The sequence below is a fragment of the Desulfomarina profundi genome (genome assembly GCF_019703855.1).
Lineage (GTDB): Bacteria > Desulfobacterota > Desulfobulbia > Desulfobulbales > Desulfocapsaceae > Desulfomarina > Desulfomarina profundi.
Genome location: NZ_AP024086.1, coordinates 2,787,703 through 2,800,029, shown reverse-complemented (window position 1 = coordinate 2,800,029; position 12,327 = coordinate 2,787,703). Strand labels below are relative to the sequence as shown.

The window sequence follows — 12,327 nt, the reverse complement described above, 5'->3', positions numbered from 1 at the left end:
TGTGATATGGTTTTATACATTCACAAACCTGGGGGCCGGGATGAGGGGAAGATGTACAGTCCTGCTGTTGCTTTGCTGTTTCACTGCAGAATGCACCCGGCTTCCGGAGTTCGCGACACCATATATCAGTACGGGGGCCGATGAGCTTTCATCCGGTCCCTTTATTCTGTATCGGAAGCTGACACGCGCGGACTTCAGAGCAAAAGAACTTCCAGCCAGGCTGGTTCATGAAAAGGGCCGGATTAACGCCTATTCGGCTCTTTCTATCCGTTCGTCGGTCAACTCTCAATTCAGAATATATCCTGCCGAGAACAGCAGTGGGCGACAGCATTGCGGTGAGATAATTTCCCTGCGATTTGATGCTGTCATGTTTCCTGAAAATTCCTGGTGGAACCCGCAACTGGAGCGTAAACATTTCGCTTATGTGCTTCAGCATGAACAGATTCATTTTGCTCTGATGGTTCGCGGTGCCTCCAGGCTGGCAGAGAGAGCAGATCGTGAAATGAAGCAAATGGAGTATTGTGGAGTTACTGAGCATGAAGCCAGGCAGAAACTGTTTTCCAAGCTCAGGAGTTTTATCCATAGTGAAAAAAAAGTACTGCTCCAGGAACATACGGTCTTTGATGAAGAAACCTCGGGCCGGTTCAATAAGCGTTTGCAGAACTGGTGGTATGAGAAGACAGCCGGTGACCTGTGATGGAAGTCGGGGCACCGGCTGCACTGCGAACCTGCTGATTACAGGATTCATACTAACCCAAGGTCAGTCCATCCAGGGAAATGGATAGCGCATCCGCGACCCCCTTTCCATAGGCGGGATCCGCCTGGAGACAGTTTTTAATGTGCCGGATCTTGATCGATTCCGGGATATCTCCCATGGCTCGGGCCGTGTTTTCAAAGAGAACCTGCTGTTGTTCAGGACTCATCAGTCTGAAAAGAAGACCAGGCTGGGTGAAATAATCATCATCTTCCCTGTGGTCCCAGTGACCTGCTGGGCCATCCAGACCAAGGGGAGGCTCCGCGAAATCCGGTTGCTGTTGCCATTCGTCATGACTGTTTGGTTCATATCCGGGTCTGCTGCCGTGGTTCCCGTCTACCCGCATGGCACCATCACGGTGGTAGCTGTGAAATGGGCAGCGGGGTGCGTTCACCGGAATCAGGTGGTGATTGACACCCAGTCGGTATCGCTGGGCATCACCATAGGAAAAGAGGCGGCCCTGGAGCATCTTGTCCGGGGAAAAACCAATTCCCGGGACCACATTGGCTGGATTGAAGGCGGATTGTTCCACCTCGGCAAAATAGTTTTCCGGGTTGCGGTTGAGTTCCAGAACTCCCACTTCGATCAGTGGATAGTCCTTTTTCAGCCAGACCTTGGTCAGGTCAAAGGGGTTGTAAGGACAGGTGGCTGCCTCTTTTTCGGGCATGATTTGTACAAAGAGCTTCCATTTCGGGAAATTACCCATGTCGATATTGTCATATAGGTCCTGCTGGTGGCTCTCCCTGTCTCTGCCGATGAGCGCTTCCGCTTCGTCGTCGGTAAGGTTTTTAATTCCCTGCTGGCTGACAAAATGAAATTTCACCCAGAACCTTTCATTTTTTCCGTTTATAAAACTGAAGGTATGGCTGCCGAAACCGTGCATATGGCGATAGGAATAAGGAATGCCCCTGTCACTCATGGTGATGGTGATCTGGTGCAGGGCCTCGGGCAGCAGAGTCCAGAAATCCCAGTTGTTTTTCGCACTGCGCATGTTGGTGCGGGGATCACGTTTCACCGCATGGTTGAGGTCGGGGAATTTCAAAGGGTCCCGCAGGAAGAAGACAGGTGTATTATTTCCCACCAGGTCCCAGTTGCCTTGTTCCGTATAAAATTTAAGGGCAAAGCCTCTGATATCGCGTTCTGCGTCTGCTGCTCCCCGTTCACCGGCAACAGTTGAAAAACGGGCAAAAAGTTCTGTTTTTTTGCCGATTTTCGAGAAAATCGCAGCTTTTGTGTAGCGGGTAATATCGTGAGTGACGGTAAAAACACCATACGCTCCTGAGCCTTTGGCATGCATTCTCCTCTCGGGGATCACCTCCCGGTCAAAGTGAGCCAGCTTCTCGAGAAACCAGACATCTTGCAGAAGTTGAGGGCCACGGGGCCCCGCAGTCATCACATTCTGGTTATCGGCGACTGGTGCGCCACCGTTAGTTGTAAGTTTTTTGTTTTCATTTTTCTTGTGTTCTTTGTTGGTGCCCATTTGTTTCTCCTTGAATAGTTGTTGAATCCATGAGGGAATCAAACTGTTCTGACAATATTCCAATCTGACGTCATTGATTCAGGCAGGTTTGCTGTTGCAGGCTATGGAATATCCATATTGGCCGGTTCAAAGTAATCCCTGGCGTGCTTGCATGATGGGCATTTTGGTGGGGCTTCCTGGCCATCGAAGGTAAAACCGCACTTTGAGCATTTCCATCGGATTGGTTCATCCCTTTTGAATACAGTGCCTGCTTTTACCATGTCCAGGCATTGCTGGTAGCGGTCGCGATGGTGGGCCTCAATCCTGGCTATCTGCCTGAAGAGACTGGCAGCCTCACTGTTTCCTTCTTCCTCTGCTTCTTTTGCGAAGGTCGGGTACATTTCCGTAGTCTCGTAATTTTCACCATTAATGGCCTCCTGCAGATTGGCAATTGTATCTCCTATTCCATTGAGCAGTTTGAAATGATCTTTGGCATGCTGTTCTTCGTTGGCTGCGCTTTCTTCAAAAATTTTTGCAATATAATGATAACCTTCCTTTCGGGCCACCTTGGCGAAGAAGGTGTACATATTTCTTGCCTGGGATTCTCCAGCAAAGGCGGCTTTGAGGTTTTCAACTGTTTTACTCATGGTGTTCTCCTCTGTAATTTAATACGAATTAATATTATTTTATTTTTCAAACTAAATAAGAATCAATCTTATAAATAGGGCAAAAAAAAATCACCCTTTTCACTCATTACCTTCTGCCAGACATTTTTTGCACAAGCCATGGAGCTCCAGATGGCGGGCTCTGATTTTGCCGATGGAACCAATCCCTTCCGGAAGGGATGAATTGTCAAATTCAGGCCAGTAGACATCCTCAATTTTTTTGCAGCGGGTGCAGAAAAAATGGTGATGTCGATCCAGGTTGGCATCAAAAAGTGTGCGTTCACCTGTCAATCTCAGTTTCCTGAGGATACCGAGTTCATCAAAAGTGGTCAGGGTCCGGTAGACCGTGTCCAGGGCGATGGTCGGCAGTTTCTTTTGCAGACGTCTGTGAATCGCTTCCGCGGAGGGGTGATCTTTGGCGGCCACCATTTCCTTGAAAATTTCTAGACGCTGGTGAGTCAGCTTGATCCCCGCTTCATTGCAGATCCGTTTCAGATGATCAAATTGTCCGTCGGAAGTTATGGACATATCCATTTCTTTTGCCATTAATTAAGATTAATTCTTGTTTAAGAATAAACCTTATATCTCTCTTGTCAATTATAATTCTCAGAAAAAGTCAAAATCTCTTTTTCGCACACGTTTTTCAACCCCATTGGGAGTGAAGTCAAGGAAGACAAAGAGGTAGTGTTCAAGTTCCCGGCACTGGTTGAAATTTCTGCGGATGTATTTTTCTCTTTCGGGATCTCCGTTGCCGTAGCGTTCGATAATATAGGCCAGGCGACTGTTCAGGGAAACGATCTCATCATGGCGCACTCTTTTGTCGGCGTAGTAAACGATTTCCCGGGGCTGAAAGATACCTTTTAAATAGTGCTCTACCGAAAAATTTTCGAGAATGACATGTTCCCTGACAATACGGCCAATTTCGCGATACCCCAGTTCGGTACAGATTGCCTCTCCCTCAAGGTCGTGACGGCATTTTCTTTTCAAGCACCGCGTCTTTGCAATGTCATGGAGCAGTGCTCCGGCAAGGACAATATCTTTTTCAGGCAGGGGGAGTGCTCTACCGGCTTCACGAAGCCCATCCGTCAATACCAGGGCCACTTTTGCCACCTGGAGGGAATGGGCACGGATATTGTCAAGCATCCGGTAGCGTTCCATGAACTCAAGGCACTGGCCAACGGATGGAACAGGAATGTTCATCTACCTGCTGCTCAGTTCATGGACAAGATCAACGGCCAGTTTTGCCTGCTCCGGTGGAGTAAACTGGTGGATACCGTGACCCAGGTTGAAGATATGGCCATGGGCGTTTTTTGCGTCGTCCAGCAGCCTGGCAATACGCGCTTTCAGTTCCTGCTTCGGCAGCAGCAGAGCAAAGGGATCGATATTTCCCTGGACAGCTTTCCTACCGACCCGGCGGATGGCGTCACCAATGTTGATTCGCCAGTCAAGACCGATAACATCGGCCCCTGAGCTGACTGAAAGATCAAGAAGAGTTGCTCCATTGTTGGCGAAATAGATGATGGGTATATCAAACTGCTGCAATTCCTGTATGATCTTCTGAACATAAGGCAGAGCAAAGACGGCAAAATCGCAGGGGGCGAGGATCCCGGCCCAGGAATCAAAGATCTGCAGCGCCTGTGCCCCGGCCCTGGCCTGAGCCTGGAGATAGAGGACGGTGGCATCGGTGATTTTTTCCATCAGCAGATGAAAATCATCGGGCCGGGTGAACATCATTTTTTTTGTTTCCCAGAATACTTTGGAGGAACCCCCTTCAATAAGGTACGTGGCACAGGTAAAAGGTGCGCCTGCAAAACCGATCAGGGGAACCTTCAATTCTCCCCTGAGCAGGCGAATGGTTTCCATGACAAAACCAGTGGCTTCGTCGGGATCGGGGAGGATGAGCTTCTCTATTTCCTGTCGGTTTCGATAGGTTTTTGGGAAAACCGGGCCCCGGCCCTCGTGGAATTCCAGGGTCGCTCCCATGGCCTCCATGAGGATCAGGATATCCGAAAAGAGAATGGCTGCATCCATATTGAGGATATCAATGGGCTGCAGGGTGACCTCAACACAGAGCTCAGGAGATTTGCACAGTTCAAGAAAGGTGACATTCCCACGGACTTTCTGATATTCCGGCAGGTAGCGGCCTGCCTGCCGCATCATCCAGATGGGTGTATAGTCGGTTTTTTCGCCACGGCACGCCTTTAGAAAAGTGTCGTTCATAGTGTCCAGTTTTTAAATGATAGTTGTTATTGGTGCCCTGAAACTGTTTCAGGTTTTTTTTCTCAGTTTTCCGGGAATATAGCTACAGAAAGGCTCCTGGGCAAGAAAATCTCCGGTCATGGCATAGGACCTGGCCCGGCAACCCCCGCAGACGTTGACATATTCGCACTGACCACAGTTATCTTTATACCCTTTAAAATCCCGGAGTTGAAGAAAAAGTTCAGATTCTTCCCAGATAGTTTTAAACGGTGTCTTCTTGACATTACCGGCTGATTTCGGGAAATAGGAGCAGGGCAGTACCTCTCCGTCCACATCAATCAGGCAGATAAGCTGTCCCGCCAGGCACCCTTTGGATCCCCCGGTGGAGAACTTCAGGTTCCGGCGTTTGAACTGCTCTCCTCCTTCTTTGGCCTTCTGGCGGACGATACGATAGTAGTGGGGAGCGCAGGTGGGGCGCATAAGGATTTCATCCTCGTTTTTTTCCATTTCATAGTGCCATTCCAGCATCTCATCGTAAATTTCTTCCGGGATAAGTTCCTCCATGATATCTTCCCCCGGCCCGTGGGGACAATCATGAACATATACCAGGCGGTGGCTCCCAGTTTTTTGACGAGTTGATATATTTCGGGAACCTCCTTTCTGTTACGGATGGTAAAGGAAGAGTTGATAAGAAAGGGAATATTATATTTTTTAAAGAGGGCAATGGCATTCATGGTGCCGTCAAAAGCCCCTTTCTGATTGCGAAAATTGTCGTGGGTTTCCGCCTTTGCCCCGTCCAGGCTTAAAGAGACCATCTTGATATCCACATCCTTGATTTTCTGGCAGATCTCATCGGTGACAAGGGTGCCGTTGGTGGCAAGGCACATGCGAAACCCTTTGGCTCCCCCGTATTCGGCTATTTCAAAAACATCTTCACGCAGCAGCGGTTCCCCCCCGGACAGAACGAGGACGGGGCTGGCATAGGAACCAATGGAATCCATGATTGCCTTTGCCTCATCAAAGGTGAAATCCGGGTGTTCTCGTGCCTCCAGTTCTGATGAAGAACGGCAATGTACACATTTGAGATTACAGCGCCGTGTTATTTCCCAGGCAATCCATTTCGGTTCAAAATCCATTAAATCTGCTCCTCACTGAAAATTCTGCTAAACATCCTGAATGCGCAATGATCTTGTTTTTTATGACAGAAATTCAGGAGTAAGGCACTAATAAATCCTTGCCGTCCTATAGGTATCCGCTTGCAGATTCAGGAATATCAAAATTGTTTAAACTGCAATGCACTACAGTTTAACCATGAATTCTTTTAAAAGAAAGATGAATGTCATTTTCAGTGGTCTTCAGAAAAGAACAGAAAAATGATAAATAATCATATGCACAAAAATAATTAATGATTACTATAGCCACGGCTGGAGTTTTCTGGCTGAAATATTTACGGCATGACCTGTTGTGGTATTTGTAACAGGATGAAAATATACAAAATTTATTTACAGGAAAGAAGGCGATGAAACAGATTGATGTGCTGGTAATCGGTGGGAGTGCTGCGGGTATTGTTGCAGCAACAACGGCAAGGAGTTTTTATCCGGACAGGAAAGTGATGTTGATCCGAAAAGAGGAAAAGGTTCTTGTTCCCTGCGGGATCCCGTATATGTTCGGTACTCTCGGCGGGAGTGAGAAAAACGTAGTCCCGGATCAGGTTCTGAGCGGTGCCGGGGTTGATCTGGTTGTCGGGGAAGCTGTCTCCATTGATCAGGAGAAAAAAACGTGCAGTCTGGCCGATGGCTCTGTTCTGCAGTTTGAAAAACTTGTGCTGGCAACGGGTTCCACACCGGTACAGCCTGGGTGGCTGCCGGGTACGGATTTGGAAAATGTCTTTTTTATTCCCAAGAACAAGGAGTATCTCGATAACCAGTCGATTGAATTTGAATCGTGTAATAAAGTGGTTGTGATAGGTGGTGGCTTCATCGGTGTGGAAATGGCGGATGAGCTTGTCAAGGCCGGCAAGGATGTAACCATCGTTGAACTGCTTCCCCATGTGCTGAGCCTGGCCTTTGATGAAGAACTGGCCATGAAGGCAGAGGAGGCTTTGCGGAAAAGGGGTGTTAAAATAGTCAGTGGCAGAAAGGTACAGAAAATAGTGGGAGACGGAAAAGTCTCGGCCGTGCTGCTCGATGACGGAGAAACACTGGATGCTGATGCCGTTATTCTTTCTGTTGGTTATCAGCCAAATTCTGAACTGGCGAAAAACGCGGGACTTGGCGTGAATGACCTGGGTTTTATCCGGGTGAATGAATATATGCGCACGGAAAACCCCGATATCTTTGCCGTGGGAGACTGTGCCGAAAAGTTCAGTTTCATTACCAGGACTCCAAAGCGGACCATGCTTGCTTCCACTTCCTGTGCTGAAGCAAGAATTGCCGGGATGAATCTCTACAAACTGTCGACAGTTCGTTCCTTTACCGGGACACTGTCCATCTTCTGTACGGCCATTGGTGATGAAGCTTTTGGTGCAGCCGGTGTGACGGAAAACCTGGCCAATGAGAGAGGGTTTGAGGTTGTGACCGGCCTGTTCGAGGGGATTGACCGTCATCCGGGAAGTTTGCCGGACACCCATGTACAGATTGTCAAACTGATCGCCTCTGTTGATTCCGGCATTATTCTCGGGGGTGAGGTCTATGGAGGGTCATCCGTTGGTGAGCTCACCAATCTTATCGGGTTCATAATTCAGAACAGAATGACGGTTGACGCGGTGCTGACTTCACAGATAGGAACCCATCCCCTGCTGACAGCCCCACCGACAGCCTATCCTCTTATAAAAGCAGCGGAGAGTATTGCCAGAAAACGTATTGGTTGAGTTCCGCATTTTCATTTCTTCAACTCTGGATACTTCCCCGGGCAGTGTCCAGAGTCCATTTTTCTTCTTTTCCATTTTCTGTTGTCTTCATATGGTAAGCTTGATATTCTTGTCTGGCTGAAGGCCACCTTGAAAAATTGCTTTTTCGTCCGATCTCTGCGTCACAGAAAAATGAAAAATGCTCACATATGCTCAATATGCTGTGCTTTTTAATTTTTCAAGGTACCCTGAAGTTTATGGATTCAGTCCGAAAATCAGGGTGAGTTGCTTGCCCTGTGATCAGTTACGATTCAATGTGATCAGAAAAAAGGAAAATTATGCTTATTACACCAGTTGATCTTGCAACTTCTGCCGGTGAAGGTGTGGTTGCGGATCTGCTCGATCGTTTCCAGGCTGCCGACACTTCCTGTCAGCAGGTAGTGGAAGAGATATTACAGGCGGTTCGAGAAAAAAAAGATAAAGCGGTGGTCGATTATGGACGCCGATATGATGCCCCCGAACTGACTGTTTCGGGCTTGCAGGTCGATTTCCTGGAGTTGCAGGAGGCCTACGATAAGGTAACGCCGGAATTTCAGGAAACGCTTTCTGTGGCCATTGACAGGATCGAGAGTTTTCATGAGCGGGAGATGGAAGATTCCTGGCTGCAGACCAGAGAGGACGGAACCATTGTTGGCAGACTTGTGAGGCCTGTGGATTCTGCCGGATTGTATGTTCCCGGTGGGCAGAGTGGCTCCACTCCTCTTGTTTCATCTGTTCTTATGAATGGTATTCCGGCGGCCATTGCGGGGGTAAACAGGCGGGTCATGGTGACACCGCCAGCAGCCGACGGCAGTATAAATCCATATCTGCTCGTTGCCGCCCAGGAAGTGGGTATCGTCGAGGTTTACAAGGCCGGGTCCGCCTGGGCTATTGCCGCTCTGGCCTATGGCACTGAGACTATCCCGGGGGTGGATGTTATTGTCGGTCCCGGTAACCAGTATGTCACGGAGGCGAAACGACAGGTTTCCGGTATGGTTCGTATTGATATGATTGCCGGGCCATCCGAGGTGTTGATCGTGGCTGACGATAGTGCTGATCCGGCAGCGGCCGCAGCGGATATGCTGGCCCAGGCGGAGCACGATCCTCTGGCCCTGGCAATATTGATCACTACGGAAAAAACGTTCTGCAGCGAAGTCCTGGCAGAACTTGACCGTCAACTGCCTGCGCTGTCCCGACGGGAGATAGCCGAAAAAGCTCTTCGGGACAGGGGGGTCATGCTGGTTGTCGACAGTCTGGAGGAGGCCATTGACATCGCGAACAGCATTGCCATCGAGCATCTTGAACTGATGATTGCCGATCCGTGGGCCCAGGTTCCCCATGTCCGTCACGCCGGGGCAATTTTTCTCGGCCATCATACACCGGAGGCTGCAGGGGATTATTTAGCCGGACCGAATCATGTCCTGCCCACCATGGGCACTGCCAGGTTTGCCTCAGCTCTCGGGGTGGAAACCTTTTTGAAGAAAAGTTCCATCATCAGTTATTCACAGGCAGCTCTCAAGACGGATGGTGATCATATCCGCAGGTTGGCTGAACTTGAAGGGCTGACGGCCCACGGGGCCTCTGTTACTGCCAGGTTAAATGATGGGAAGTAGCTTCAGAGATCGGTTGCAGGAGGGTCTGGTTCTCCTGGATCTGGACGTTGACCGTGATGGTTGTAAAAGGCTGGAGCTCTATTTTGATGAGTTGCGGAAGTGGAGCAGTAAAGTTAATCTTATATCCCGAACCAGTAGTGATGAACAGATTATCGAAAATCATTTCCTCGATTCCCTGGCCCTTCTGCCCCTGCTCGAATCAGAGAAGTGCCGTTTGCTTGACGTGGGTACCGGTGCCGGTTTTCCGGGTCTTGTCTGTAAAGCGGTAAGACCGGATATCGATCTGACCCTTGTGGAGCCACGAAAAAAACGGGTGTTTTTTCTCCATCATATTGTCCGTGTTCTCGGGTTGCAGTCCGTTTCCATTTTTGATTGTCGCATTGAGGATGAACAGAGGTTGGGGGAAAACCATGACTTTACCGATATCACCTCCAGAGCCGTATCCGATATTGATATGTTTCTGAGGATGGTGCAGCGATTTTCTGCCGGTGGTGCAAAGATTATCTGCATGAAAGGTCCCAGGTGGCGGGAAGAGGTTGCTCTTGTTAGTGGAAAAATGAAGAAATTATATAACCTCAGGAAAAATGTTGAAATAACACTGCCGTTTTCCGGTGCCGAGCGGGCATTTCTGGTGTATACAACTGTTGCGGGTTCGGCGGGAGAGAAAGATGTTTAAAATACGATGATTGATCTAATAAACTTGCTTGCCCTGTGATCAGTTACAGAAAAACAGCAGTTCAAAAAGGTGAAAATAATGAAAAAAGTTGCGGTGTTACCGGGAGACGGTATTGGCCCGGAGGTGATGGATGAGGCAATCAAGGTACTTGGTGCCGTTCAGAAGAAGTTCTCCTTTGATCTGGCCTATGAGTATGCTGATGTGGGAGGAATTGCCATTGACAATCATGGTCAAGCCCTGCCTCCATCTACTCTCCGTATCTGTGAAAACAGTGATGCCGTACTTTTTGGTTCCGTTGGTGGTCCAAAATGGGAAAGTCTGCCGCCCGAGCAGCAGCCGGAGAGGGCAGCGCTTCTGCCGCTCAGAAAGCATTTTGACCTGTTCTGCAATTATCGTCCAGCCAGGGTCTTCCCGTCTCTTACCGCCGCATGCCCGTTAAGGCCCGATATCGTGGGTGAGGGGTTTGATATCCTCTGTGTCCGTGAATTGACTTCCGGCATCTATTTCGGCACTCCCAAGGGACGGGAGGGGGCTGGGCCGGATGAACGGGCCTTTGACACCATGGGATACAGCCGTTCGGAGATCCAGCGTATTGCCAGAATGGCTTTCGAGGCGGCACGGAAGAGAAAAGGCAAGGTGACCAGTGTAGACAAGGCCAATGTACTGACCACCATGGTGCTCTGGCGGGAGGTTGTGATTGAGGTTGCAGCCGAATACCCGGATGTGGCCCTGAACCATATTTATGTGGATAATGCCACCATGCAGCTGGTTCGCGATCCTCACCAGTTTGATGTAATGCTGTGCGGTAATATGTTCGGTGATATTATTTCCGATGAGGCTGCCATGCTCACGGGTTCCATGGGGCTGCTGGCCTCCGCTTCCCTGAATACTGAAAAATTCGGCCTCTACGAGCCAGCGGGAGGCTCTGCTCCGGATATTGCAGGGAGAGGAATTGCCAATCCCATTGCGGAGATTCTTTCCGCGGCCATGATGCTTCGTTACAGTCTTGGTCAGGGTGAGGCTGCGGATGCCATTGACAAGGCGGTGGAGACAACACTTGAAAAGGGTATCTGTACTGTGGATATCGCGGTGGACAAGTCTTCCACCGTGAGCACCGGAGAAATGGGAGATGCTATAGTGGCGGCTCTGTAGCATGCGGCATTTGGAGAAATTAAAATGACGGTGAAGGAAAATATTGTCCTTGTGGCAAATCAGGCTTCCACGGATCTGGCTAATAAGCTAGCGGAAAGATTGTGGATCCGGTTTACGGAAATGGAGCGAAAAGTGTTTGCCGACGGCGAGGTCTACCATGCTTTTCCTGAACCTGTTTCCGGAAAAGATCTGATCATTTTGGGAGCAACCCATAACGACAGTTCCCATCAGGAGTTGTTGGATCTCATATCCGGAGGACGCTACTGGAATGCCGCTTCCATCAATGTGATTATTCCGTACCTTGGATATTCCACCATGGAACGGGCCAAGCCGGGGTCCAATGAGATCCCCAAGGGTGTAACCAGGACCAGACAGATTTTCCGGGCCCGACCCAACTTCGTCGCCTTCGTTGACCTTCATTCTGAGGCGGTTCTCCATGCCCATGCCGGGGAGATCAGGGCCAAACATATCTGGACCGACAACCTGGTGGTGAAAAAAATCCAGGCAAGCGGTCTCAGGGACTACGTGCTTGTATCCCCTGATTACGGCTTTTCCAAGCGGGTGGCCCGCCTGGCGAGCTTTCTGAACTGCCCTCACACGGCGGCGGACAAGGACCGGTACGATACGGACAAAACCATTGTCAGCCAGGTTTCCAATGTAGTCAAGGGGAAGACGGCCATAATCTGTGATGATATGATTCGTACCGGCGGATCTATTATCCAGACGGCTGAGCGCTGTCTGGAAGCCGGGGCTGCGGATGTGGTGGCCCTTGCCACTCACTTGATTATGGCCGGTAAATCCTTGGAAAAGTTCAGGGCCAGTCCCATCTCAAAGGTGATCGGTTCCGATACCTTCCCCGGGAGGGAAAGCAATGACATCCTGGATGTCTATTCGGTGGCCCCCTGCTGGCTGATGTGATTGA

At 49.6% G+C, this 12,327-nt stretch carries 11 protein-coding genes and 1 pseudogene; 6 read left to right on the top strand and 6 right to left on the bottom strand.

What is annotated here, in order from left to right:
• Positions 1-40: 40 nt before the first annotated feature.
• Positions 41-697 (top strand): hypothetical protein, encoded by a 657-nt coding sequence (locus LO777_RS12915; RefSeq protein WP_228854304.1) that lies wholly within the window; start codon positions 41-43, stop codon positions 695-697.
• A gap of 52 nt (positions 698-749) precedes the next feature.
• Here LO777_RS12915 and LO777_RS12910 read toward each other — a convergent pair whose 3' ends face one another.
• From LO777_RS12910 to LO777_RS12880, 6 genes and pseudogenes are all read right to left on the bottom strand, one after another.
• A complete protein-coding gene (locus LO777_RS12910; RefSeq protein WP_228854303.1) occupies positions 750-2,234 on the bottom strand; it encodes a catalase in 1,485 nt (494 codons plus the stop codon).
• A 101-nt stretch (positions 2,235-2,335) separates the two neighbouring features.
• On the bottom strand, positions 2,336-2,860 hold the full coding sequence (gene rbr / locus LO777_RS12905; RefSeq protein ID WP_228854302.1) for a rubrerythrin: 525 nt from the start codon (positions 2,858-2,860) through the stop codon (positions 2,336-2,338).
• A gap of 99 nt (positions 2,861-2,959) precedes the next feature.
• Positions 2,960-3,424, bottom strand: a complete 465-nt coding sequence (locus LO777_RS12900) for a Fur family transcriptional regulator (protein WP_228854301.1) — start codon at positions 3,422-3,424, stop codon at positions 2,960-2,962.
• Positions 3,425-3,484: 60 nt separating this feature from the next.
• The gene (locus LO777_RS12895) at positions 3,485-4,078 is read right to left on the bottom strand and encodes an HD domain-containing protein (RefSeq protein ID WP_228854300.1); all 594 of its coding nucleotides are present in this window, start codon (positions 4,076-4,078) and stop codon (positions 3,485-3,487) included.
• The gene (hemE, locus tag LO777_RS12890) at positions 4,079-5,098 is read right to left on the bottom strand and encodes a uroporphyrinogen decarboxylase (RefSeq protein WP_228854299.1); all 1,020 of its coding nucleotides are present in this window, start codon (positions 5,096-5,098) and stop codon (positions 4,079-4,081) included. It abuts the gene before it with no gap.
• A 48-nt stretch (positions 5,099-5,146) separates the two neighbouring features.
• Positions 5,147-6,213, bottom strand: a pseudogene (locus LO777_RS12880) (radical SAM protein).
• 383 nt (positions 6,214-6,596) lie between these two features.
• Here LO777_RS12880 and LO777_RS12875 point away from each other — a divergent pair.
• The 5 genes from LO777_RS12875 to prs all read left to right on the top strand — a co-directional run bounded on the left by LO777_RS12875 (position 6,597) and on the right by prs (position 12,323).
• Positions 6,597-7,946 carry an FAD-dependent oxidoreductase gene (locus tag LO777_RS12875; protein WP_228854296.1) on the top strand — a complete coding sequence of 450 codons (1,350 nt, stop codon included), beginning with the start codon at positions 6,597-6,599 and terminating at the stop codon, positions 7,944-7,946.
• Positions 7,947-8,263: 317 nt separating this feature from the next.
• The gene (gene hisD / locus LO777_RS12870; protein ID WP_228854295.1) at positions 8,264-9,577 is read left to right on the top strand and encodes a histidinol dehydrogenase; all 1,314 of its coding nucleotides are present in this window, start codon (positions 8,264-8,266) and stop codon (positions 9,575-9,577) included.
• Positions 9,564-10,253: a 16S rRNA (guanine(527)-N(7))-methyltransferase RsmG gene (gene rsmG, locus LO777_RS12865; protein WP_228854294.1), complete on the top strand. Its 690-nt coding sequence runs from the start codon at positions 9,564-9,566 to the stop codon at positions 10,251-10,253. The genes hisD and rsmG overlap by 14 nt, the downstream gene beginning before the upstream one ends.
• A gap of 78 nt (positions 10,254-10,331) precedes the next feature.
• On the top strand, positions 10,332-11,405 hold the full coding sequence (leuB, locus tag LO777_RS12860) for a 3-isopropylmalate dehydrogenase (protein ID WP_228854293.1): 1,074 nt from the start codon (positions 10,332-10,334) through the stop codon (positions 11,403-11,405).
• A gap of 24 nt (positions 11,406-11,429) precedes the next feature.
• Entirely contained in the window at positions 11,430-12,323 is an 894-nt protein-coding gene (gene prs / locus LO777_RS12855; protein WP_228854292.1) for a ribose-phosphate diphosphokinase, read from the top strand.
• Positions 12,324-12,327: the final 4 nt, after the last annotated feature.